This is a genomic window from Acinetobacter sp. CFCC 11171, assembly GCF_003268405.1.
Classification (GTDB): Bacteria; Pseudomonadota; Gammaproteobacteria; order Pseudomonadales; family Moraxellaceae; genus Acinetobacter; species Acinetobacter amyesii.
The window spans coordinates 53835-80150 of the sequence record NZ_LQXP01000014.1 but is presented as its reverse complement, the minus strand read 5'-3'; the positions used below and the strand labels follow the sequence as shown (position 1 = coordinate 80150).

Genomic DNA, 26316 nt, shown 5'->3' with positions numbered 1-26316 from the left:
TACACAATGTCGCTATTGTGGTTCAAACGAATTAAGATTTAAAGTGGCGCAGCGGACGGGACTCGAACCCGCGACCCCCGGCGTGACAGGCCGGTATTCTAACCAACTGAACTACCGCTGCACTCTAAATATCTTAACGCTGAAAAGGTTTGGTGGGCGCTGACGGGATCGAACCGCCGACATTCTGCTTGTAAGGCAGACGCTCTACCAACTGAGCTAAGCGCCCTTTTCAAAACATGTTCATCGTTTGATGAGGTGCATTATAGAGAATCCTCACGGTCTGTCAAACGCTTTTCTAACTCTTTTCCACTTTTTCTGTTTGAGTGATTAAAAAATAAGTTATATTGCGGAAAAATCAGTATTTTTGAACATTTTTTAGCTATAAACCTGTAAATTTATTACTAAAAATATGACTTATATTCTGCATCATTCACATAAAAAACAGTTTTTCGCGTGGACTCATAACTAATCATTCAGCGAACCGACGATTAATTCATCACATACACTACATTCTAAAACACCACAGTGTACAAAATACATTCAAACACGATTTTCTGTTAGTTTGCGAGCATTAGTCCTGACAAAAGTCCTGACAAAAAACGCCTTTCAAACTCACTTTAATTCTTCAAACCATGGTTTGATGTCATGAACTTCGGCTTTCATGGCTTGTGCTTTTAACGACGTGTTCAATGTTCAGTGATGTAAACCAGCGCATTTAATGGAATCAATTGATAAAGTTCTACAACATCGCTGTTTCGCATGCGAATACAACCATGTGACATCGGTATACCCATAGGCTCGCGATCTGGTGTGCCATGAATATAAATATAACGTTGATAAGTATCACAGCCGTCACCTGCATTAAAGCCGGGTTCTAAACCACTGAGCCATAATATTCGAGATAAAATCCAATCCCGATCAGGGTGTGATGCAGCAAGTTGCTCGTCGTAAACCTCTCCGGTCCACTGACGTGCTTTAAAAACTGCATTTTGAGGTTGTTGTCCACCAAACTTTTCAGCCACTTGATGCCAGCCTCGTGGCGTCTTGCCACTATTTTCCTGCTCACCAATGCCATTTTTACCCGATGAAATGAGGTAAAACTTATTCAGTTTCGGCAAAGTTAAAGTTTGATCTTTCAAGTTAATCAGGATATCTGCTTGATCTTGGGTATATTCAGACATGCTCTTGCTCTTTCTGCTTATCTTTATCTTCTGGTTGTGTCTGCAGCGATTGTTCTGAAGTTCGCATCTGATTTGGCTCAGGTCGTGTCCATAACCAAATGCCAACAATCAACATGGTTAAGTCAGTGAAAATCTTGACGGCAATCGGTGCTGATGTAAAAAGCATAATCAGACCACTCACAAACATCATGATCGATGCAAACCATTTTGCTTTGCGTGGGACTGTGCCATTTTCGCGCCAAGCGCGTAAGGTTGGCCCATATTTAGGATGATTCAACAACCAAGCATCCATTTGAGGCCAACCTTTTGAAGCCGCCCATGCCGCTAATATTAAGAAGACTGTCGTGGGCATTCCCGGCAATAAAGCCCCTATAAAGCCTAAAATGACAAAGACAACCACTAAGCTTCGCCAAAACAACGTCTTCATACCGCTACCCTGAACTTTCAATTCAGGTAGTATAAGATGTTTTTAACAATTATCCGTTGTTATTCTGCATTATTCAAAAGGTTTCAATATGGCTGTAGCCCCGACAACGTCGTCTTATTTTGAGCCATGGTTGCAATTTAAACAGCCCTTAGTTCGCCACTTGGCTTTCTGTATTGCTAGCCCAAATATTCTGCAGCAAATTCCCAATGAACTCGAAATCCGTTATCCCTTTCATTTTCATCCAAACGAGCTTTGGCATAAATATTTTGAAGCCTACCTTCCCCGTTTAAAACAACTCGAACAACACCCAAATGAATTAGTAGAATTTTTACAAAAATTAAAAAGTACTCGCCTTGGTTTACGTTTCGAAATGTTTATGTGGTTTTGGCTTCTCGATCGCCCATACCATCCCTACCAGTTACTCGGACATAGCATTCAAAAAATTGACGGCCCTCGTACAGTAGGTGAACTCGATTTTGTTTTAAAAAATACCGAAAGTGGTGAAGTTGAACATTGGGAAGTGGCTTTAAAATATTATCTAGCCGAGCGTGATTTTAAATTACCCTACTGGTATGGCTTAAATCGTAGTGATACTTTGGCTCGAAAGCTCAATCATTTTACCCAAAAACAATTCCAATTTGATGAAGCACTTGGGCAGCAGATTCAACAGCGCTATTGCGTTTTAAAGGGCCAATTATATTTACCTATTCAGCGTACCAGCACATTGCCAAACTGGGTCAATCCTGCACGCAGAATAGGTCAATGGGGACATGTCATTCCGCCTACAAAGCAAGGCTATTATCGCTTACAACGACATGAATGGATTTGCGTGCAGCAGCAACCGACGAGTGCAACCGCACATTGGTGGACAGATGGTTTATATAAAAAAGACAGTGATGAAAGCTATTATATGTATAGACAGCCACGCTTGATCTTGCCGCAAACGCTTTAAGCCCCAATGCACCATTTAGTAGAAATTTACATTTATTTACTCAACCACCGTAAAAACCACCTACTGTTTGATACGGCTATTTTTTAATCTAAATCTCACAACAGAATAATTTAGTCTTCTAAAAATTATTCTTTCATAATGGAGATTACATTCAATGAAAAAAATTTTAGCTGCATCACTTATGTTTGCTTTCGTACTGACAGGTTGTAATACAGTAAAAGGTGTTGGTAAAGACGTATCTAAAGCTGGAGATGCTGTAACCAATACTGCTGAGAAAACTTCGGAAGAAATTCGCCGCAATTAATTTCTTTCCCAAGAATTTATAAAAGAGCCCTATTTTTTAAATAGGGTTTTTTTACGTCTAAATTTCCCTTCGCTTGTCGATTCGCCTATTATATTGCGACATTTTTGACTTCTGTATTTAGCATGACCTCAACAGCAACTCTTGATCTCAGCCTAGAATTACTGCGCCAACCTTCGGTAACACCGATTGACCATACCTGCCAGAACATTATGGCGGAACGTTTAGCCAAGATTGGCTTTAACATTGAAAATATGCGTTTTGATGATGTAGATAATCTTTGGGCACGTAAAGGGACTGAAGCACCAGTATTTTGTTTTGCAGGTCATACTGATGTTGTACCTACCGGTAACTTGGATGCATGGGGTTCTGACCCATTTCTTCCTGAAATTCGCGACGGTAAACTGTATGGTCGTGGCAGCGCAGATATGAAAACAGCGTTGGCAGCTATGGTTGTAGCTTCAGAACGTTTTGTTGCAAAGCATCCAAATCATAAAGGTTCGATTGCTTTTCTCATTACTTCTGACGAAGAAGGCCCTTCGATCAACGGGACAGTCAAAGTTGTTGAAACGTTAGAAGCGCGTAATGAAAAAATGACGTGGTGTTTGGTGGGTGAACCATCTAGTACTAACACACTTGGCGATATTGTTAAAAATGGTCGTCGTGGTTCGCTAAATGCCAATTTAACGGTTAAAGGTAAACAAGGGCATGTTGCTTACCCACATCTAGCAATCAACCCAATCCATACTGCGTCAAAAGCACTGGCCGAGCTTTGCGATACCGTGTGGGATAATGGCAACGAATACTTCCCTGCAACGTCGTTCCAAATTTCCAATATCAATGCCGGTACAGGTGCAACCAACGTTGTTCCAGGCACGATGAATCTACTTTTTAACTTCCGTTATTCAACAGAAGTAACGGCAGATGAACTCAAAGCACGTACTTTGGAAATTTTAGATCGTCATGGCGTTGAATATGACATCTCGTGGACGTTATCTGGTTTGCCATTCCTAACCCCTGTAGGTGAGTTAGTGAATGCCGCACGTGATGCCATTCGAGAAGTTACTGGGACTGAAACTGAACTTTCGACCAGTGGTGGTACTTCTGATGGTCGATTCATAGCACCAACAGGTGCGCAGGTGCTTGAACTGGGTGTTTTGAATGCCACGATTCACCAAATCAATGAACACGTCAATGTGGCAGAATTGGAACCACTTTCTGAAATTTACGAAAAGATTTTAGAAAACCTATTGGCTTAAATATTCCCTGTATAGTCAAAAAAAAGGAACTCCATTGAGTTCCTTTTTTTATATCTCGTTTTTGCAAATATTAAGCCGATTGAAGCCCAATGCTGTTTTGAATATTGGCTAAATTTGGAATATGAAATACCTGATCGGCCATGCGTACATATTGGAAAATATTGGCATCTTTCACGACTTTTTCTTCATCAACCACTTCAGAAATACGCAGACGAATGGTTTTCGGCATTTCATTACACATCAGTGCAAAACGCTGCCCAACATCATCACCTTCAATCACCAAAGCCACACCCTGATTTTTGGCAGGATCATTGACTGAGAAAACAGGCAATTTCAATTCATGCCATTCAACAAAAGGAACCTTGGTTGCACTATCGAGCGCTGAAAGCACAATATTTTGTGGCAACAACATTGGCTCTTTACCATGACAATCAATGATATACGCATCTATAAAACCGGTAGAAACCGTAATAAGATGTTGCAGTTCCTGTTGATCAATTTTATCGCTGACAACCTGAGAAACAGTATTTTGGCTCATAGATTACCCCTGCTTTTCTGCAATTAACGCTTCAATATTGGCAAGCAATTCAGCTTCTTGGAATGGTTTACCCATATAGTGAGTCACACCTAAGCTAAATGCACGCTCACGATGTTTTTCACCTGTACGCGATGTAATCATAATGATTGGCAAGTCACGGTGAATGTCGTGGTGACGGACTAAGTTAGTCACTTCGAAACCATCCATACGTGGCATTTCAATATCGAGTAGCATCAAGTCTGGACGGACATTTTCAAGCTGTTCAATTGCATCCACACCATCTTTCGCAGTCACGATGTCATAACCCTGACGTTCAAGTAAGCGCGAAGTCACCTTACGTACAGTTACCGAGTCATCGACAATCATCACTAAACGACGCGCATTGGCTTGACGGCCCAAATCACGTTGCTCAGCTGAATGTTTAACACGCTGCGTAGTTTGAATCTGACGTGCAATATTTTGTCCATCCAAAATCAAACATACATGACCATCACCTAGAATCGTGGCACCTGCAATCGCGGCCACACTGGTAAATTGTTGACCAATTGGTTTCACCACGATTTGAGAACGTGAACCCACCAGCTGATCGACCAATAAAGCAATGGTTTGACCACTGTTGCCTTTTATTAGCAATACAGGCAATGAATGACCGACATTATTTAAACGTGGAATTGGCTGATTACCCACAAACTCTGATAGATAACGTAGTTTGTAATTGGTGTTGTCAATTTTAAACACGTCATCCTTACTATTGAAGTAAGTTTCGAGTGCCGTAGGTGCAATACGGACAATACGTTCAATTTGCGCTAATGAAATCGCATATTGCTGATCGCCCGCTTTCACCATCAAGGCATCGCTGACCGCTACTGTGGTTGGTACACGAATGGTAAAGGTCGTCCCTTTACCTAGCTCAGACTCAACGGAAACATGACCCCCCAAAGCTTTAATTTCACTTTGCACCACATCCAGACCAACACCACGACCCGAAATTTGCGTTACCGCTTGTGCCGTTGAGAAACCTGGATGGAAGATCAATTGCAAGATTTCTTGTTTATCGAGGAACTGATCCGCTTTGATTAAACCAAGTTTTAAGGCTTTGTCTTTAATTTTGGTTTCATCAATCCCTTTACCATCATCACTGAAAGACACCAGTACATCAGTACCCTGACGACTAATGTTCAAGACGATGCTACCCACTTCTGGCTTTTTTAAAGCCAAACGGTCAGCAGTATCTTCTAAACCATGGTCGACCGCATTACGTAGCATATGTTCAAATGGTGTCACCAAACGCTCTAAGATCGTACGGTCCAATTCACCTTCTGTATTTTGAACAATCAATTCTGCAGGACGGTTCAAGGTCGAAGAAGTTTGACGCACAATACGTTGTAAACGTGGTAACAAACGATCAAATGGCACCAAACGGGTACGCATCAGACTCTCTTGAATTTCTGACTGAATACGTGATTGCTGTAATAACAGACCTTCCGCATCACGGATTTTTTCTGCCAAAGTACTCTTGAAGTCAACCAAATCCGACGCAGATTCGGCTAGAGATTTTGACAATTGGTTAATCGATGAATATTGGTCCATCTCCAATGGGTCGAAATCCGCATAGCGTGAATTTTCAGAACCATGTTTGGCAATAATTTGTGACTCAAGCTCACCATCCATTCGACGTAACTGGTCAGCAAGTCGCTTAATTGCTAACTCCATTTCATTCAAGGTATTGCCTAGCTGACCTAAGTCCATCTCAATACGTGAACGGTTAATCGAGTTTTCGCCTGATAAGTCAATCATCTTCTCGACGAGATCAGCCGAGATACGAATCATCTCATTGCTGTTATCAGAAGAATTGGCTTCAGTCCACTCACCCAACATCGATGGCGGTTCAACACCATCACCCTGAATAAATTCAAAGCCTTTGCTGACGATACCTTGTTCTAATTCTGCAACACGGTTTGGCAGTTGAACCGTAACATCCACATATTGAATGGACTCTAAGCTCAATTTGATGCTGTCAAAATTACTATAGTCGTGGTTGAAGATCGCTTCTTTTAACCATGCCAACGTCGTTTTGAGTAAGCCGTCATATGCATTTGAGTTGAAATGATGAACAGCGAAATGCTCAAATGTCGTCTCTAGTTGATACGCAATTGCGGCAACAGGTTCATTCTCAACCATACGCGCTCCACCCTTAATACTGTGGGCAGCACGTTGTAATTGAAGCAATACGTTACGGTCACTTCGTTGCTCAGTCCATTGATTTAATAATTGAACGGCTTGTTCAAGAATTTCCTCAGACTCTTCAAGGAAGGTTTCTTCCATGACAGAACGTAGATCGTCATCTGGATGCTCAACATGTTCAGCAACCGCATGTTCAAGATGTTCAACAGCAGACTCAGTGTGAGCAGTCGTTTGAGCTTCAACCACTGCTTCTGCAGTGTCTTCAGCAACATCCATCGGCTCTGACACCGATACATCTGGTTCTACTGCTGTTTGTTCAGTTTCAGCAGAAATAGGGGCCGAAGCCAATGCAACAGCTTCTGAACGCTCTCCTGCCACAATTGACTGAATATTCTTGAGAATATCGATCACATTATTCGCTGGGTAGTCGATCCCTTGGTCACGAATGGTTTGAATACGATCTGAAATATCATCTTGCACCAAACGAATAATTTGAATTAAAGCAGGCGTAATCGAAATTTGCTGACGAATAATGCGCTCATAAATCGACTCTAATTCATGCGAAATTAAACCCACATGAGATGCGGCAATCATATTTGCACCACCTTTTAGGGTATGCAAATAACGCATTAAATTATTCAAAGCTGAAGTATTGGTCTGATCACGTGTCCAAGTACTGAGGTCTTGATCAATCCCCACCAATAATTCTTCTGCCTCTTCAATAAAGATCCCTAAAAGATCTTCATCAAAGTCATTATTCGCATCCGCCGCTTGCATCTGTTGATGATCAAGTTGAATACGCTGACTTAATTGTGCAAAGTCTACTGCTGTTGTATTTGCAACAGCGGCTTTATCTTCTACTGTGGCAACAGGTTCAGCAACTACATGGGCTTCTGGTGTTGTCGTCGCTGCAACTGCTTCAATGTCTTGTTGTACAAATGCAGTCAGCTCATTTAAGAAACGCTGAACCTCTTCACTTAACACTACACGCTGACCCGCAGCTAAAGTGTCAAATAAGTGAATGAACTCTTGATGTGCTTGCGCAAATAACTCATAACCATAATTAGCATGGAGTAATTCAGGCTTTTCAATTATAGACTGATACGCTGCACACAGTTGAGTTGTGAAATCATGGATTCCAACAGACGCACGATTATCCGTATGTTCGATCAACTCTAAAGCTTGTTGACTGAGCTGTTGAATATAGTCTGGGAATTCAGCAAGGGCCCGTTTATCAAACTCAAATTCAGCATCCAATAACTGATCAATATTTAATTCGATTAGTTTAGAAACCAAACCTTGTGGATTATCTTCAGGCGCCAATTGATCTTGGCTAGCAAAACCATAATCATCCCAAGCAGCTTTGAAGGTTTCATAAATAGATGCAAGATTTGCCTTATCTCCTGAACGTAGCACGTGTAAATAATCACGAACAAATTCAGCATATTGAATCAATAACGCAGTTTCTTTCGAGCTCGATACGATTTCGTCTTGCAATAAGGTTTTGAATAAGTTTTCAACTTTTGAACTGGCTTCAAAAATCTCTTCGATTTGCGCCATCGACGAACTACCACGCAAGGTGTGTAGCGCGCGAATCAAGCCATTATAATCTTGTGATTTACTGTCATCAGATTGGAGGAACTGATCAATCGTTTGTAGATGTTCTTCAGCTTCTTCAATAAAAATGCTCACAGTCTCTTCGACCAGTGATGCATCTGCATCCACTTGTTCAGGAGCAGGTTCTGATTCAACAACCGCATCAATCGTGTTTTCAAGCACCTCTACAGGTGCTGTAGCTTCAACATCAGTCAGTTCTAAACCAGTGACACCATCTTCAGATTTTAATTGATCTGCCAGTTTTAATAATTCTTCGAGTGCAGGCTCAAGGCTAATATTTTGTTGTAATTGTTGCCCCATTAAAACCAATGGACGTAAGTCAACATCCAATTCGGCAACATTTTTAAACCGTGGATAGAGCTTATATTGATAAACATTTAAAACTGTTTGTGCAAACTTTTGAACGGTCGGCGTTAACTGTACTGAACCCGCAATGACACGGTTCAGCGTATCTTCAACTGCCCATGCAGTTTCACCCGCCGATTTTGCCCCGACCATACGACCTGAACCTTTCAGGGTATGGAAATGACGACGAATCGTCGTTAAAGTGTCTTTATCTTGTGGATTTTCCCACCAAGTTGTAAATAAACCCGCCAACTCTTCAAAGATTTCTTCTATTTCTTCAACAAAAATCTCTAAAATTTCTGCATCTTGATCAAGATAACTATCTTCAGGAAGCGTAGTTGTTTCAACTAAATTTTTTAATATTTCTTTCATAGCTAAGGCTTCTTATGTTTTGCCACCAAGAAGGTTGCTCAAACTTAATTGTAACCATCACCTAAGACTTAACTGTGACGTTAAGTTCACCTTATCGATGTGTTATCTGTAATCGGTGAAGTACCCTAGCCGCAGCTAAGGTACTACAGGTTTGCGCCTGACTTACTCTGGGAGTTTAAAGTCAGATACAGATTCACGTAATGATTCAGCCATATTCGCCAATTCAGATACCGAACGTGCAGTATCAAATGTTGCACTGGTAGTTTGCGAGGTAATTTCTTGTACAACGTTCATCGTTGTCGCAATATGACCTGCTGAAGCAGACTGAAGTTTTGCAGCATCCGAAATGTTTGCAATCAGTTTCGCCAAGTTACCCGATACAGACTGAATTTCATCCAGTGCTACGCCGGCATCCTTAGACAAGTTCGCACCACGTACAACTTCCGAAGTCGTTTGTTCCATTGAAATTACGGCTTCGTTAGTATCCGTTTGAATGGTTTTTACCAAGCCTTCAATCTGTTTGGTTGCAGACGCTGAACGTTCCGCAAGACGCTGTACCTCATCCGCTACCACGGCGAAACCACGACCTGCTTCACCCGCCATCGACGCCTGAATTGCTGCGTTTAATGCCAAGATGTTTGTTTGGTCGGCAATATCGTTAATCAGTGCGACAATGTTACCAATCTCTTGAGAAGACTCACCCAAACGTTTAATACGTTTTGAAGTTTCCTGAATCTGTTCACGAATCGTGTCCATACCTTCAATTGAACGGTTTACGACATCTGCACCGTTTGCAGCAATTTGTACAGAACGTTCTGCTACAACAGCTGATTCTTCAGCGTTCGAAGATACTTGGTCAATCGACATTGCCATTTCGTTAATTGCGGCTGATGCACCAGCAATTTCTTGCGCCTGATGTTCAGATGCTTCTGCAAGCTGGTTGGTAATACCCTGCGTATTCGCCGTATATTGCGCAACTTCTTGAGAAGTTTCTGTAATACGCGATACAAGGTCACGTAATTGGTCGATTGCGAAGTTAATCGAGTCGGCAATCGCACCCGTAAAGTCTTCAGATACCGTCGCATACGAACGTAAGTCACCGTCTGCAAGATCGGCAATTTCATCGAGTAAACGTAAAATCGCGTTCTGGTTACGGTCATATTCTTCTTGAAGACGGGTTACACGGAATTTATCCGATTGACCACGTAAAGAAAGAAGTTTGAACACACAGATCAAGAAGGCTGTTAAAGCAAGAATCAACAGTACCGCAGGTAAAATGGTTTTCAAGCCTGTGCTAGAAGACAATTGATTTAAGTTGTCCAACAATTTGTCTGACTCAGCAAAAATTTGTGAAGATGCTTTACGTACGTTCACAATTTGCGTTGAGTTTTTCAAAATTGTCGCAGCCGCTGATTTTAATACATCGTCATATTCAGCTTTAATACCTTCAAGAGACTCACGTAATTCAGGGCTTTCAATACGTTGTACACCAAGCTCTGTACTACCATCCAATTGGGCATTTAAGTACAAACCGAAGGTTTCAGTATCGGCACTGAAGTCATCTGCAGACTCACGTGAACTATCAGAACCGGAAAGCACCGAACTGATCGAACGTAAAATACGTTCTGCAATGAATACTTGGTTTTTCGCAATCACCACCTGGTTCGAAGGCATGTCTTGACGTGCCATTTGGTCGACCATCAAGTTATATTCCGCCTGAATCCCCGGAATGGTTTCACCAATCGCGATGTTCGTGTCATATAATTTATTAATGATTTTTTGTTGCGAAGTAATCAAGTCAATACTTTTTGAAACTTCAGCCCACTGCGTATCTACAGATTTCAGCGCATCTGTATTTGCATGAATGTCTTTTACCGTTTCTAAGTTTTCTTTGAACGAATCTTGAGAGGCAATTAATTTTTTCATTGCATCTTCAGTACCTGATGCAGTTGCCTCAGTTGCTTGACGCGAAATTGTTTGCGAAAGAAGACGGAGTTCACCCAAACTTTGCGTTAATTGGTTACCGCGAGGAACGCTATAGAATAGGTATAATAAAATAATCGTTGCCAGTACTAATGAACCAATCGCACCATAAATAAATGGTTTGGATTTTTCACTATCACCAAAAACTCGAGATAATTGATCTGTCTGTGATTGCAGTTTTGCCAGAAAAGCATTACCGCCTTTACGACCACTGGTGCTTTCACCCGTATTTTTCTTTTTAAGTTTAAAGCCCATTCAGCTTCTCCCCGATTACGCCTTCTTTCGTTCGTGCGCGACAATTAATTTATAAATTTTATAGATGCGTTCATGTATTTTGGATTTTGCAGTAAACGACTGAAGAGAAATACATTCCACTGCTGGTTATGCTGGTGGAAATACCCCTGACAATATTCCTGCAAATTTCGATCCAACTCATTATCTTTAGAAAAATAACTTTTCTTATTAAAGTGTTGAATACCCAAAACTTGATCGACTATCAAACCGACATAATGGTCATTATGACTAATACATAAAACTTTTTGAGTGGGTGAAAAACTACTTCGATGACCGGTTATATATTGTGCTAGGTCAGACAAAGAAAGTAAGCGTCCCCGAATATTGGCTAATCCCATCACCCAAGGTTGGGTATTGGGAACTGGCGTATATTTTGGTGGGTAGATCACTTCAGCTACTTCACCTAAAGGAGCAACGTAATATTGCCCCATCATCTCAAAAGCAATGCCTGACCATCGGTTTACTTCATTTTCAGTGGAAACGTAGTTTTTGTTTCCTCGTTTTGCGATTCGAAGTAATTCGATAAATCCATTTGCTGCCATAGAGCTTTATCCTGCATTGAGGTGTTGCTTAATCACATCAATTAATTGTTTTTCGTCTACAGGTTTAGTCAGATAATCAGAAGCACCTTGGCGTTTACCCCAAACACGGTCAGTTGCCTGATCTTTGGTACTGACAATGACAATTGGGATATGTTTGGTGGTCGCACCACGTGCAATTTGACGTGTTGCTTGGAATCCATTCACACCCGGCATTACCACATCCATTAAGACCAAATCAGGTAACTCAGCTTGAGCCATTGTCACCCCATCTGCCCCATTTGAAGCTTCAATCACTTCAAATCCGTGTTTACCTAAAATTTCTTTAAAACGGAATGTTTCTGTTGGTGAATCATCAACGATTAGGATACGTGCCATGCTTTTTCCCCAAAAAATAAAAAATCTAATTAAGCTGTAACGTGATTACGAATTGCATTCAGCAATTCATCTTTACTGAATGGCTTAGTCAAGTATTCATCAGAACCTACAACACGACCCTTCGCCTGATCAAATAAACCATCTTTACTTGAAAGCATAATCACAGGAATATTTTGATAATTTTGAGAGTTTTTAATCAGGGCACAAGTTTGATAGCCATCTAGACGTGGCATCATTATATCGACAAATACGATATCTGGATTCGCATCTGCAATTTTTGAAAGTGCTTCAAAACCATCTACAGCAGTGACTACTTCACATCCTTCACGCTGAAGCAGCGTTTCGGCCGTACGACGAATGGTTTTTGAATCATCAATTACCATGACTTTTAGATTTTGGAATTTATCGTCCATTTATTGACCCTACCCATTGAGGATGTACAAACAATTAAGTTAGCAGCATTATTATTTACAAGTTGTGAACATTTTTAACATATCTTTACTTGCGTTTTCAATGAACATTTTCTGCGCAAACACACAAGATTTCTTGTTTTTATTAACTGCTTCACACTTTCCGATGACCAACGATTTTTTTTTAACTTGGAATAGTATTTAATTGTCTTAATTAAGCATATTATAGCAAGATTATTACTTTAAAATAAGTAATTTAGTCAACTTTAAACTGGGGAGTACAAGGTTGAGTCCGCTTACAAAAAAAATTCACTTGATTGGCCTTAAACATTTCTCAAAAAAAATCATTCTGACGACTTGTTTACTGGCTTATACCCCGCTTTTATTTGCTGCACCAACCAATATACAGCAACCACAAAAGGCGACTTGGTATCGTTACTATGACAGTAAAGGCGTAGCAAACATCAGTACCAATGTGACACCAAATCACATCCGCTATGGTTATGAAGCACTTGATCAAAATATGCAAGTGATTAAACGTAACCGCCCCTACAATGCTGAAGCTGACGTTAGACAAGCTCCTCAGCGTGCTGCCCAAGCACGTCAGCAAGCGTCAGATATCAAACTTAAAAAAGCCTATACCAATAGCCGAACTGCGGCCATCAAAAAGCGTGATGCACTGACTGGTATACGTAAACAGATCGTGTTTGAACAAGAACAATTAAAACAATTACAAAATGATCGTGTATTATTTGTTCGCCAAGAACGTGAACATTTTCGAAAAGGTGAAACCGTTCCGGCAAAATTAAAAACAATGTTGGATAATAATCAAAAAAATATGGTAGCGAAAAAAGAATACATTCAATCGTTACAAACTCGCTATCGAAATACAGAAGCTGAATACGACAGAATTATTACGCGTTTAAAAGCGATGGAATAAACTTGTTATTCAATTGCTTTTGTAGACCGCTGATATAAGGACCATTATGCACTCTGCACAGCAATCATCCCCATTTTTAAAGCTTAGCCTGCTTTGCATAAGCCTGACTTTGGCTGCATGTCAAAAAGAAGATCCGCAGCAAAGTGTTAAACCAGAAAATAAGATTGAATTGATTCAACAAGATCTGGTCACGATCGAACAAGGCAAAGCCATTTCAAAAACAGCCTTTACAGGTACCATTCGGGCGGTCAATCAGAGCAGTATTCAAGCCCAAGTCACTGCGACTGCAACCAATGTTAATGCAGAAGTCGGACAACGTGTCAGCAAAGGCCAAGTGTTGGTGCGTTTAAATAATCAAGACAATGCCGCACGTCTTGCTCAATCTCAAGCAAACCTTGCATCAACGCAAGCTCAAGCCAATCAAGCCAAACTGATGATGGAACGTAAACAGCGTTTGCTGAATCAAGGCTTTATTTCCAAAGTAGAGTTTGAACAAAGTCGTGTCGATTACCAAGCTCAAATGGAAAATGTCCGTGCCCAACAAGCTAATGTCGATATTGCGCGAAAAGCCAATCAAGATGGTACCATTTATAGCCCTATCCAAGGCGTGATTACCAAACGTGATGTTGAACCGGGACAAACGGTTGCTGCCGGACAAACCCTTTTTGAAATTGTCAATCCAGACCAATTAGAAATTCAAGCCAAATTACCAAGTGATCAGCAAGCTGCACTGAAAATTGGACAAAAGATTGAATATAGCATCCAAGGTAATAGCAATTTACTCACAGCACAAATCAGCCGAATTTCACCGATTGCCGATCAAGCCAGTCGTCAAATTGAATTTTTTGCAGCCCCAAATGAAACCATTACGTCATTAAGTATTGGTGCTTTTGTCGAAGGTCACATCTTAGGTACAGATAATATTTCAGGCCAAAAAATTCCACTCGACACCATCCAAAGTCTAAAAGATAAACCTTACGTCTGGGTCATTCGTCAAAATAAAATTGCCAAAGTACCTGTACAAATTTTGAATCAGAGTTATAGCAATAACACCGCGATTGTTCAGGGCTTACAAAATAGTGATCTGATCAGCCGAATTAAATTTAATGATTCAGATATCAAACAAGATGTAAGTATCAGCCAAAATTAAAAGAATAAGGCAGGACAGTTGTTATGTGGTTAACCCGAATTAGTGTGAAATATCCTGTTTTCACCATCATGATGATGTTCTGTCTGATGGTGCTAGGACTCGCTTCTTGGCAACGTATGGGTGTTGAAGAGTTTCCTGATGTCGACTTCCCTTTTGTTGTTGTCTACACCAACTATCCGGGTGCTTCTCCTGAGTCTGTCGAATCTGAAATCACCAAGAAACTTGAAGATCAGATCAATACCATTTCAGGCCTCAAGCAAGTCATTTCTCAATCCAGTGAAGGTTTATCCACGGTTATTGTCGAATTTAATCTAGATGTCTCGTCCTCTGTAGCTGCACAGGATATTCGAGATAAAATTGCACCAGTAACCGCACAATTTCGTGATGAAATTGATGACCCGATTGTAGAACGTTATGACCCTACTGCCAGTGCAATTATGTCGATTGTTTTTGAATCGAAGGACATGTCTTTACGTGATTTGAGTTCCTATCTGAATCAACGGATTGTGCCCCAGCTTAGAACGGTTCCCGGTGTCGGTACGGTCAATTTATTGGGTGATGCACAGCGTCAAATTCGTATTCAAGTAAATCCGCAAAAATTACAAAGTTTCGGGATTGGGATCGATCAAGTTATAAACACCCTAAAATCTGAAAATATTGAAGTTCCGGGGGGGACTTTAAAACAAAAGAACTCAGAATTGGTGGTCGAAATTAAATCTCGGGTTATTCACCCAAACTCATTCGGTGATTTAGTGGTTACCAATAAAAATGGCGCGCGATTTATCTCAAACAAATTGCCGAAATAGAAGATAGCCAAGCTGAAATGGAGTCGAGTGCTTATCTGAATGGTAAAACAGCCGTCGCTGTCGACATTCTAAGAAGTTCGGACTCTAATGTGATTGAGGTAGTTGATAATACCCGTAAAACCTTAAGTAAAATCCAACAGCAATTGCCGAAAGGCACGACCGCAGAAATTGTGGTTGATTCTTCAAAAGGTATTCGTGGCAGCATTAAAGACGTGGCACGTACGATTATTGAAGGTGCAGTACTTGCGGTACTCATTGTATTGTTATTTCTCGGCTCATTTCGTTCGACAGCCATTACAGGTTTAACCCTACCGATTTCGCTACTAGGTACCCTCACCTTTGTTTGGATTTTTGGTTTTACTATCAATATGATGACCCTACTAGCTCTCTCACTGAGTATCGGTCTCCTGATTGATGATGCTATTGTAGTACGCGAAAATATTGTCCGCCATGCCGATATGGGCAAGGACCACGTCACCGCTGCACTCGACGGCACAAAAGAAATTGGTTTAGCCGTATTGGCCACAACATTGACCATTGTCGCGGTATTTTTACCTGTGGCATTTATGGGCGGCATTATTGGGCGTTTCTTCTATCAATTTGGTGTAACCGTCAGTACCGCTGTACTGATTTCAATGTTTGTGAGTTTCACCCTTGACCCCATGTTGTCTGCTCACTGGGCAGAGCGCCACGATCCAAATAAAAAGCCGGGTAAAATCAAACGTTTTTTTAACTGGATTTCGGGCAAGCTCGACAACCTAAGCCATCATTATGAAAAATTACTCAAGCTTGCTTTAAAATTTAGGCTCATTACCCTTTTAATCGCCGTCGCGTCTCTATTTGGCGCATTAGCTTTATCCAAAATGATCGGAACTGAATTTGTACCCGTACCAGACAAAGGTGAAATTCGGATCAAATTTGAAACACCAGTTGATGCAACCCTTGAATATTCGCAGGCTAAGCTTAAGCAAGTAGATCGTATCATTCGCCAACATCCAGAAGTCAAAGCCACTTATGGTGCAATTAATAGTGCCACTGATCGGGGTAAAAACCATGCCAGCATTCGTGTCACTGTTTCACCTCGTACAGAGCGTAGTCAAACATTAACGGATCTCAACAATGAATTCCGTACCCGCTTAAAACATATAGCAGGTATTACTATTACCTCGATTGCCTCAGCCGATGAAACAGTATCGGGCGGCCAAAAGCCGGTAATGATCTCGATTAAAGGACCAGACTTAGATGAGTTACAACGCATTTCTGACCGCTTCATGAAAGAAATTTCGAAAGTCGACGGTATTGTCGATTTAGAAAGCTCACTCAAAGAACCTAAACCGACCTTAGGTGTACATATCAATCGCGTTTTAGCCAGTGATTTAGGTTTATCCGTCAATCAAATCGCCAATGTATTACGCCCTCTTCTTGCGGGTGATAATGTAACAACGTGGAAGGATGATAAAGGCGAAACCTATGATGTAAATTTAAGACTCACTGAAGATCAGCGTCGACTGCCAACTGACATTCAAAGCATGTACATCACATCACAAAAAACCGATGCTGCAGGCTTACCTATTTTAGTTCCATTGGCAAGTGTGGCAAGCTTTGAAGAAACACTTGGTGCTTCACAAATTAACCGTCGTGATCTGGCACGTGAAGTAATGGTTGAAGCCAACACAGCAGGACGTCCTGCGGGTGATATTGGTGCCGAAATCAATAAGATAGAGAAAAACTTCGACTTGCCACCAGGTTATAGTTTTGTCACGCAAGGTGCCAATAAAGATATGGCTGAGTCTGCGGGTTATGCAATGACTGCAATTACCCTCTCTATTGTATTTATTTATATTGTTTTGGGTTCACAATTTAATAGCTTCATTCACCCTGCAGCCATTATGGCTTCATTACCCTTATCATTGATTGGGGTTTTCTTAGCTCTATTCTTATTTAATTCAACCATGAACCTCTTTTCCATTATCGGGATTATTATGCTCATGGGCTTGGTGACAAAGAACGCAATTCTACTCATCGACTTTATTAAAAAAGCCATGGATCATGGTGTAGATCGTTATGAAGCGATTATTGAAGCAGGTAAAACCCGTTTACGTCCCATTTTAATGACCACCAGTGCAATGGTAATGGGTATGGTTCCGCTTGCACTTGGTTTAGGTGAAGGCGGTGAACAAAGCGCGCCAATGGCACATGCCGTGATTGGCGGGGTGATTACCTCTACCCTACTAACACTTGTGGTTGTGCCGGTGATTTTTACCTATTTGGACGATTTCCGAAACTTCCTTGCACGTCAGGCCAAAAAAATCATGTCATAATGACAAAATATAAAATGAGGTGACTTTGGAAAATGTTCACCTCATTTTTTATTGTATACTCTCCACTTTAACGCTTAATTTTTTAGGACAGTTTCCATGCGCGCGAGTCGCTTTTTATTTGCAACGTTAAGAGAAACCCCAAACGATGCTGAAGTTATTTCACATCAGCTTATGCTTCGTGCCGGGATGATTCGTAAATTGGCTTCAGGTTTATACACTTGGCTGCCGATGGGCGTTCGCGTATTAAATAAAGTTGAAGCGATTATCCGCGAAGAGATGGATCGTGCTGGTTCACTTCAAGTCCTGATGCCTGTCACTCAACCTGCATCTTTATGGGAAGAATCAGGTCGTTTCGTACAATATGGTCCAGAACTTTTACGTTTTAAAGACCGTCATAACAATGACTTTGTACTTGGCCCTACTCATGAAGAAGTGATTACAGATCTTGCTCGCAATGAATTGAAAAGCTATAAGCAATTGCCTGCAAACTTCTACCAAGTACAAACTAAATTCCGTGACGAAATCCGCCCTCGTTTCGGTGTTATGCGTTCACGTGAATTCATCATGAAAGATGCCTATTCTTTCCATGTTGACCAAGCCTCTTTACAAGAAACCTATGACAACATGTATGCAGCTTACTGCAAGATTTTCACACGTTTAGGTTTAAATTTCCGTCCAGTTCAAGCGGATACAGGTTCAATTGGTGGTTCGGGTTCACATGAATTCCACGTCCTTGCGTCTAGCGGTGAAGATGACATCGCATTCTCTACAGAGTCAGATTATGCTGCTAACGTAGAAATGGCTGAAGCCGTACTAGTTGGTGAACGTGCTGCTCCAACTAAAGCACTTGAAATTGTTGATACACCAAATCAAAAAACTATTGCTGATGTTTCTGAATTCCTTAAATCAGACCCTACTCAATCTGTCAAAGCATTATTGGTTCAAGGTGTTGCTGAAGAAGGTAAAGCTGCACCAGTGGTTGCCTTATTCCTACGTGGCGACCATGAACTGAATGAAATTAAAGCAGAAAAACACCCATTAATTGCTGCTCCTTTAACTTTTGCAACTGAAGCACAATTAGCTGACTTAGGCTTAACTGCTGGTTTCTGTGGCCCTCAAGGCTTAACCGAAAAAGGCATTACCGTTATTGTTGACCGTGCAGCGTCTGTACTTTCAGACTTTGTTGCTGGTGCAAACCAAGTCGATAAACATGCTGTAGGTGTAAACTGGGAACGTGATGCACAATACACCGAAGTTTATGACCTTCGTAATGTTGTTGAAGGTGACCCTTCTCCAGATGGTCAAGGTACAATCTTGATTAAACGTGGTATCGAAGTTGGTCATATCTTCCAGTTGGGTCAAAAATACTCTGAAGCGCTTGGCTGTAAAGTTTTAGGTGAAGATGGCAAACCTCTCGTTGTGACTATGGGTTGCTACGGTATTGGTGTAACCCGTGTTGTTGCTTCTGCGATTGAACAAAACTTCGATGACAAAGGGATTATTTGGCCGTCCGCAATTGCTCCTTTCGAAGTTGCTATTGTGCCCATGAATGCACATAAGTCACCGCGTACAATGGAAGCTGCTGAAGCACTGTATGCAGAATTAACTGCTGCTGGTTATGATGTTCTTCTTGATGATCGTAATGAACGTCCGGGTGTTAAATTCTCTGACATCGAGTTAACAGGTATTCCACACCGTATTGTCATTGGCGAGAAAGGTTTGGATGCTGGTACATTTGAGTACAAAGGTCGCCGTGATGAAGAATCAAGCAACTTAAGTAAAGAAGACCTTTTAGCGAAAATTGCAAAATAATTTGCGCTAAATATAAAAAATCCCGCTAAGTGCGGGATTTTTTATATCAAATATTTTAAGCCTTAACAGAATTTCAGACCGCCGAAGCAGTTAGAACGAAACTCCTGTCCAGACAGTTTTAAATTGGTTAATGGGAAATCAATTAATGACGGGTTTTTAATCTCTTTAACATCCAAAGAAGAACCTGCAACACAACCAAAGAGTAAATCTCCACAGTTACGAACATTGGTACTTAGGTCATGGTTAATTCCGGCGATCGTTTGTTTCAACACTTCATCTGTAATCGCCACTTTATCTGATGGTGTAATACTGCCCAAATCAACTTCATCTTCCATCGCCAACCACCACCCTCTTTCTGCTGCGACTGCAGCACCAGGCCAGAGTATTTTTTGAGCTTGTAAAGATAGCGAAGCAGGGTTATTTAGATAAAGTGCGTGAATCAAACCTAAACTTTGATTTACCGTAATATCGGTTTTTAGCCCAGTAAGATACCCCGTCACATCTTTATTCAAATTAATGTTTAAACCGAGTAAAGAGATTTGAGCTTCTAATGGACCACTAAAATCTAGACGATCAACAGTTCCTGTACCCTTTAACTGTACATCTGTCATTCGATTCCCACTTACAACAGTGGCTGGAATCGTAAAAGGAGCCGTGGTTGATTTTAAATTAAAAGAATAATTATCTGATTTGTAGTGAAGTGGTAGATCAACTTCAGCACCAAATAATGTCCCCTTAACAGCCCCTTCAATGTATTGCTGCGTAGAAGCATAGTCCATCACACGCTCGGCAGTTGTTGCAACACCCGCAGACGCTTTTGTTTTCATATAACCACTAAAGGTATTGATACCATTGGGTGTATTGCTATTTTCTGTACCTAATGTCATTAATCCAGAAATTTTTTCAGCGCTCAAACGAAAGCCCATCACTTCACGTGTTGCCGCTGATTTCGGATCTTTAATTGCAATTTCGATAAAAGGATTGGTCAGCAAAGCTGAAGTTGCCGCACGTTCATCCGACGTATAATTGCTATTTGCAGGCAAGCCACTCAGTGAAATATGATCAATATCAATATCACAAGCACCTGAGCCATTTGCACCACCACAACCCAATTGGAGCTTTTTAATATTGGCATTGAGCTCCATTTCAGCTTCCAAACCAAGTTTATAAAAGCCAACTTTGGATTGGTCAACGGCTTGTCCACTCTCATCCACAGAATTATACCCCTGCGTATATTCCATGGAGAGTAAAGCTTGACCATCAACTTTTGATAAGCTTTCATCATCTAAAGCCATCATTGCATGAGATAAGCTACTCATCGCAAATGTCGAGAATATCAAACCTCTGATTAACTTCTTTTTCATAACAAATTCCCTGTTCGTTATTTTATTTATTTGTTATTGATTTAATTTTACTAGCGTGGAGTAATCCCCATCGTACTTCGCATTGTTCCACCGGTTAGGGCAATATCCGCCATCTTTTGCATATTGCCATTTGTTAACATCGAAACTTCTGCACGAAACGCTTTAGACATATTATTGGTTGGATTGAATTTTACCTGATTATCAAACTCTACCGAATCTTGTTTCATTTTAATTCGAGCATCAAAGCCTAGATCGCCCTGCATTTTATTAATATTGATACTTGAAGCTGAAACGACACCGCTGGCATTTACATCTTCATTCATCAAACTTAAATAGCTTCCCATAACTTTTTGATCTTTCTTTTCAGCATCAGTTAATGCTTTAAATTCAAAGCTTCCACGGAAAGATAAATAATTATTTTCTGCAGTGTCATTTAGACCCGGTACTATAAATAGCTCACCTTTACCATCAAGTTTAAACGCAATATTCGTCAACACATCATCACGTTTAGAGAAATTATCTAAAGGTACTGTGGTCCCACATTTGGCAGAAGCTGTAGTCGCACAGTTATAGGTTGAACCCGGAAGTTGACCAATCGCTAACTCGGCATTAGCTGCAATCAATAAATTATCTGCACGTACATAGATGCCATCATTTTCATAACCAATCACACCATCAGATTGAATAAGTGCATTGATGTTTCTTAAGCCTGCATAATAATTGACTTCTTGACCATTAATACCTTTTTTACCATCAATCAAAATAATGGATGTTGTACTTGGCGTTCCTGTTTTTTTATCAACACCATAACCATCTGTGCTCATCACAAGGTTATAGCCAATACCTGATTTTTCAGCCGCATTTTTATAACTGTATTTTTTCTCTGATAATGCAACGTTGGCATTCATATTATAAATTGGGATACCAATCCCCCAACTGTTGTCATTACTTGCAATTGCAGCAATTGAGTTATCCGAAATAAATCGTGCGGTACGCGCGATGGACTGAAAATCCATACCACGAATCGCCACAAGTGCAAAATTTCCACCCGCCGTTTGATTTGACAGATTCTGGGTTAAAACATTATTGGTTAAACCTAATGTCGCTTTTAATTTATCATTTACCAGAAAATCAAGGCTTTTTGCTTGAATGGTATTGATATAAATATCGCCAAAATCAATATAGGCATTTTTATCAGCAACTAAAGACGTTAAATTAGAAAATTCAATGGCATAACTACCAATACCCGTATGGCCAATTTCTAAGGTTGTCGGTGCTTGACCTGCAACAAGACTCGGATCATCTTTTGAAGTGAAATCCGCGCGCACACCTAAATGTAAACCACCTGAACCAACGGACTCATATCCTGAAGCTTTCGTTGCTAGACCAAAATCTTTAATTCCTTCTTGATTGGCATTTAAGGCAACTCGTGCATTAGTGACAGCACCCGATGCTCCCATACGAATTAAATTGCGCTGTGCACCACCATCGGTACCGTATCGTAAATCGATATTAACGCCGGGGTTTGTGGCATCGCTACGTGAGCTATGTACATCTGAAGTATCCTTTACCCGCCCCAAATTGACTGCATGGTCTTTGCTCCCTGTGGATTTTGTGGTGAGAACAATGCCTTCATCAGCTGCGACATACATATAACCTGAACCCGCAAAGTTAAAGTTAAAGTCCTTTAAGGTTACGCTATGTCCATTCATACCATGACTAATACTGGCATTTTGCAATTGAAATTCCATATATGCCGTATCATTACGGTTAAATAGACCATTGCTGGTTTCAAGTAATACTTTTAAAGGTGAAGATGTTGCAATCGTAAGTAAACCTAAATTTTGTGTAGGCGTTTGGCACGTTGCACCTTGACAAAGCAACATAATATTTTGTGCAACAGCCGTAAATGGGCTGACACTCGCAGCTATACGCATGCCTACACCAGCATCCGTAGTCCCGACATCAAAATCTAATTTTGATGTAATGGTGCTTTGCCCAACGCCATCTATTTGCACATTGTGCAAACCCATTTTCATCTTATTTTGGTCGGTTGGGTCAACCCAATTTAACTGATCAACTTTGACTCTAGAAACTTCATGGGTAATCGAAATACCATCTTGGCCAGTAACTGCACCCAAGCTTTCATCGGTCATCGCTTCAAAAGCATAGGCGTGTTGAGCAAGTAAAATACTGGTTGCGAGTGCCGTTAAAGTTGTTATTTTTTTCATCACAATATCCTTATATTCAGTCAAAGCTGATTAACAGCGACCTGCACCATTTCCAGTGCAGTTAAAACTGAAGATGTTTAACTTTCCACTCATGTGCATGTTGCCATGCACATTAACACCCATAAATCCTTGTTCTGAACCACGATCAAAATCAGGCACAGCTAAAGTTGAAGTTGTTCCATCAGCTTTCTTTTCGGTATAGGTCGTATAAGTACTGGTATTTTCATAACCTTCCTTACCTGTCGTCCCTGTTTCCACCGCCAACGTAGCAAAACCTAAATTTCTAATTTTTAATGGCTTATCATCATAAAATGTCAACTGCATAGCCGTTTGTGGATTGCCTTCACGATTGATAATCGTCACACCATCTAGTGAAAATTGATCGATCTGTAACGTTCCTTGAAACTGTTTAAACACCAACCATTTCTTATTACCATTTGCATCCACATGATTATTGGGCGCAAGTGCTAAGCGACAAAACTCATTGGATGAACATTGATATCCATAAAAAGCTTGAGTCGTTTTTCCATTCGCATCCATGATTGATATGTTGTTTTTTGACATATCATTGGCATATTGATGGTTTAAGGAAAGTGTCCAACTGAGATCTGCACCGCCTTGACCTGTTGCAGCGGTGAGTTCACTATTATCCATAGACACTAAACCTGCATGAGTTTGTGTCAGTGCAGCACAAACAACAGCGCATAAAATTTTATACATATAATTTCTCCTACAGCCCTGTTGTTCTTATTTTTAAGTGCTGAATCAAGACGCCATCTATGGCAACAGATCCTAAATTCGTGCTTTGTCCATTGATACCTTTAAAGACCACACCTGTTGCCGTATCCGTACTTTTTGCATTCAGCAGATTACCAGGCAAGCGCTCTACTGTACCGATTGCAATACTACTATGTGTTGCATTACGCCCTTGATATAGTGCTGTCGCATCTGAAGAGTTTGCTTTTAACTCCGTACCACAACTATAGACGTTACAGGTTGAACCTTTAAAGTCAGCAGCAGTTAAGCCTGATGTACCTGTGGTATTTCCAGCGATATCTGTATAGTAAGTATAAATTTTACTGTATATAGAAGGCACGTTAGGAATACGTGTTACTTCCAAAATAATATTTCGACCTTCCGATCCCACAATAAAGGGTTGATACATATTGCCTAAAACTAAATTGATGTTTGGGCTATATAAATATAGACCTTCCGTTTCATGGAAAATCGGAGCGACAGAACGATCCATAGCGGGTGTCGCTGCAGTACCATCATCCAGTTCAGAACGTGCAGCTGTACTAATACGTATACCACGAGCATCTAAATCACCATCATTAATACTGAGTGATTCAGCACGATCGTTGGTATTAATACGAATTAGGCTGGCTAAACCTAAGGTTTGGTTATAGTTGGTATTGGTTGATTTTAGGGTTTGAAAAATTCGAACTTGTGAACCATTAAAACTCAAACCATTCGCAACAACTTGAGTCCGTAACCGATAATCTTTATCTAAGCCACTGGTGGGCGCCCCTGTAATCGGATCGACGACATTACTTGAATTTAAAGACCGTGAAAATACATCCATCCACAAACCAAGCTTGATGTTGTTAGATGCATCATCTGCCGCAATTTTCTTTAATGGTGCCTCAATCGCTAAGTAACCAACATTCCCCTTATTATCTTTCGCAAATTGTTCAACATCTTGATTACCCGCATGGAAAAGCCATGGGTTTTCTGCTGTACCCCAATTAAATCCTTGGTCTGTATAGCGCGTTGCTAATGAACTTTTTCCATTTTTATCTTTGCTATTGGACAGGGCTAAGCCATATATAAATACATCTGCTTTCGATCTGAGACTCGATACGGTCGCAGTCGAAGCAATTTGTTTTGCTGTAATTTCAGCATTTTTCTTCACGGTTGCTAATGCCGCATCGCTTGCCTTTTGAGCTTCAAGCTTGGCATAGTCCGTTGCCAACTGATTGAGGGTTTCTGCAGCTTTGGCATTTAACTGAGCATCTTTTGTTGTATCAATAATATTTGAACGGGTAATTTTTCCTGAGACATAATTTTTATAAAAAGTCGAAGTGGTCGGTAAATTACCCGTACTATTGTTACCGTATAGTAACTCAATCATCTCATACGTATTTTGCAGTGCATATTCTTTAGATTTATTATCCTGACCTGCTGTCAACGTATTCTTTGTTGTTCCATCAGTTTCTAAGCCCGAAATAATAGTACCATCTTTATAATCTGCATAACGCTGATTGTAATATGCCTGCATCGTTGGCGATTCAAGATAAGACTGTACTAATCGGCCACGATATTCTGTTGAATATGTTGCGATGGTTTCATTGGTTATACGTGTAGCATTATTGGTCTCATAGGTGCTTTTAGAACTTAAGAAAGTGGAGTCATAAACACCGTTATAGCCCGTAACTCGCCCTTGCTGATAAGCATCAACATAAGCTGCTTTGTAGATTTTATCGTAAGCACGCTGGCCTAATTGTTCATAGTTTTCACCAGTAGGAATAATCCGAATAAAACCTGTATCGCTTTTCCCAGGATCAACCATACCTGACGCATAACTAGAAGCCGCAGAACGGTCATTTGGGCCTTGAAAGACCATTTTGAAATTTTCTAAAGTGAGTGCAACACCTTCACCCGTTGTGGCTGAAAGTGCTTCATCTGATAAATCTTGAAGCGCATAAACAGATGGTGCAGCAAACATGCTGACTGCGGCTGCTAAGCAACTCTGGCGGAATAACTTAGCCTGGTTGAATTGAGTCATCTCGACCTTCCTTTTATCAGATGCTCTGCATCTCTCTTATATTTATTCCTGAGAACTGGCTTTGATGTTATTGTCCATTTATTCCTTAAATGGAGACTTGTGATAGACCAGTCACTTAACTTTT

Annotated in this window: 18 protein-coding genes, 2 tRNA genes and 1 pseudogene; 7 read left to right on the top strand and 14 right to left on the bottom strand. The window is 40.7% G+C overall.

Going from position 1 to position 26316, the window contains the following annotated elements:
• Positions 1-44 precede the first annotated feature (44 nt).
• From AVJ20_RS08745 to AVJ20_RS08730, 4 genes are all read right to left on the bottom strand, one after another.
• Positions 45-121 (bottom strand) — tRNA-Asp (locus AVJ20_RS08745).
• 29 nt (positions 122-150) lie between these two features.
• Positions 151-226, bottom strand: a tRNA-Val gene (locus tag AVJ20_RS08740).
• Between the two features lie 460 nt (positions 227-686).
• Positions 687-1181 (bottom strand): cell wall-recycling L,D-carboxypeptidase ElsL, encoded by a 495-nt coding sequence (gene elsL, locus AVJ20_RS08735; protein ID WP_111884929.1) that lies wholly within the window; start codon positions 1179-1181, stop codon positions 687-689.
• Positions 1174-1608, bottom strand: a complete 435-nt coding sequence (locus tag AVJ20_RS08730; RefSeq protein WP_111884928.1) for a YbaN family protein — start codon at positions 1606-1608, stop codon at positions 1174-1176. The genes elsL and AVJ20_RS08730 overlap by 8 nt, the downstream gene beginning before the upstream one ends.
• Positions 1609-1696: 88 nt before the next feature.
• On the opposite strand from AVJ20_RS08730, the gene AVJ20_RS08725 reads away from it, so the two are divergent.
• The 3 genes from AVJ20_RS08725 (at position 1697) to dapE (ending at position 4120) form a co-directional block, all read left to right on the top strand.
• Positions 1697-2560, top strand: a complete 864-nt coding sequence (locus AVJ20_RS08725) for a DUF1853 family protein (RefSeq protein ID WP_111884927.1) — start codon at positions 1697-1699, stop codon at positions 2558-2560.
• A 154-nt stretch (positions 2561-2714) separates the two neighbouring features.
• Positions 2715-2864 (top strand): entericidin A/B family lipoprotein, encoded by a 150-nt coding sequence (locus AVJ20_RS08720; protein WP_111884926.1) that lies wholly within the window; start codon positions 2715-2717, stop codon positions 2862-2864.
• A gap of 122 nt (positions 2865-2986) precedes the next feature.
• Positions 2987-4120: a succinyl-diaminopimelate desuccinylase gene (gene dapE / locus AVJ20_RS08715; RefSeq protein WP_111884925.1), complete on the top strand. Its 1134-nt coding sequence runs from the start codon at positions 2987-2989 to the stop codon at positions 4118-4120.
• A gap of 70 nt (positions 4121-4190) precedes the next feature.
• Here the strand turns inward: dapE and AVJ20_RS08710 are convergent, their stop codons facing one another.
• From AVJ20_RS08710 to pilG, 6 genes are all read right to left on the bottom strand, one after another.
• Positions 4191-4658, bottom strand: coding sequence for a hypothetical protein (locus tag AVJ20_RS08710; RefSeq protein WP_111884924.1), 468 nt, complete (start codon positions 4656-4658; stop codon positions 4191-4193).
• Between the two features lie 3 nt (positions 4659-4661).
• On the bottom strand, positions 4662-9176 hold the full coding sequence (locus tag AVJ20_RS08705; protein ID WP_111884923.1) for an Hpt domain-containing protein: 4515 nt from the start codon (positions 9174-9176) through the stop codon (positions 4662-4664).
• A gap of 162 nt (positions 9177-9338) precedes the next feature.
• A complete protein-coding gene (locus tag AVJ20_RS08700; protein WP_078192256.1) occupies positions 9339-11414 on the bottom strand; it encodes a methyl-accepting chemotaxis protein in 2076 nt (691 codons plus the stop codon).
• A 44-nt stretch (positions 11415-11458) separates the two neighbouring features.
• Complete coding sequence (locus AVJ20_RS08695) at positions 11459-11995, bottom strand: chemotaxis protein CheW (protein ID WP_111884922.1); 537 nt, start codon at positions 11993-11995, stop codon at positions 11459-11461.
• A 6-nt stretch (positions 11996-12001) separates the two neighbouring features.
• Positions 12002-12370, bottom strand: a complete 369-nt coding sequence (locus tag AVJ20_RS08690; RefSeq protein WP_078191059.1) for a response regulator — start codon at positions 12368-12370, stop codon at positions 12002-12004.
• 29 nt (positions 12371-12399) lie between these two features.
• Positions 12400-12783 (bottom strand): twitching motility response regulator PilG, encoded by a 384-nt coding sequence (gene pilG, locus AVJ20_RS08685; RefSeq protein WP_078191060.1) that lies wholly within the window; start codon positions 12781-12783, stop codon positions 12400-12402.
• Between the two features lie 343 nt (positions 12784-13126).
• On the opposite strand from pilG, the gene AVJ20_RS08680 reads away from it, so the two are divergent.
• The 4 genes and pseudogenes from AVJ20_RS08680 (at position 13127) to AVJ20_RS08665 (ending at position 19809) form a co-directional block, all read left to right on the top strand.
• On the top strand, positions 13127-13720 hold the full coding sequence (locus tag AVJ20_RS08680; RefSeq protein WP_373685909.1) for a hypothetical protein: 594 nt from the start codon (positions 13127-13129) through the stop codon (positions 13718-13720).
• A gap of 46 nt (positions 13721-13766) precedes the next feature.
• Positions 13767-14870: an efflux RND transporter periplasmic adaptor subunit gene (locus AVJ20_RS08675; protein WP_111884920.1), complete on the top strand. Its 1104-nt coding sequence runs from the start codon at positions 13767-13769 to the stop codon at positions 14868-14870.
• Between the two features lie 23 nt (positions 14871-14893).
• Positions 14894-17997: pseudogene (locus AVJ20_RS08670) on the top strand (efflux RND transporter permease subunit).
• Between the two features lie 96 nt (positions 17998-18093).
• The gene (locus AVJ20_RS08665) at positions 18094-19809 is read left to right on the top strand and encodes a proline--tRNA ligase (RefSeq protein WP_111884919.1); all 1716 of its coding nucleotides are present in this window, start codon (positions 18094-18096) and stop codon (positions 19807-19809) included.
• A gap of 62 nt (positions 19810-19871) precedes the next feature.
• Here AVJ20_RS08665 and AVJ20_RS08660 read toward each other — a convergent pair whose 3' ends face one another.
• The 4 genes from AVJ20_RS08660 to AVJ20_RS08645 are packed head-to-tail and all read right to left on the bottom strand — an operon-like array spanning position 19872 to position 26192.
• Positions 19872-21173 carry a hypothetical protein gene (locus AVJ20_RS08660; RefSeq protein WP_111884918.1) on the bottom strand — a complete coding sequence of 434 codons (1302 nt, stop codon included), beginning with the start codon at positions 21171-21173 and terminating at the stop codon, positions 19872-19874.
• Between the two features lie 50 nt (positions 21174-21223).
• A complete protein-coding gene (locus AVJ20_RS08655; RefSeq protein ID WP_111884917.1) occupies positions 21224-23404 on the bottom strand; it encodes a DUF6160 family protein in 2181 nt (726 codons plus the stop codon).
• Between the two features lie 30 nt (positions 23405-23434).
• Positions 23435-24124, bottom strand: coding sequence for a hypothetical protein (locus AVJ20_RS08650; RefSeq protein ID WP_111884916.1), 690 nt, complete (start codon positions 24122-24124; stop codon positions 23435-23437).
• Positions 24125-24134: 10 nt separating this feature from the next.
• A complete protein-coding gene (locus AVJ20_RS08645) occupies positions 24135-26192 on the bottom strand; it encodes a hypothetical protein (RefSeq protein ID WP_111884915.1) in 2058 nt (685 codons plus the stop codon).
• Positions 26193-26316: the final 124 nt, after the last annotated feature.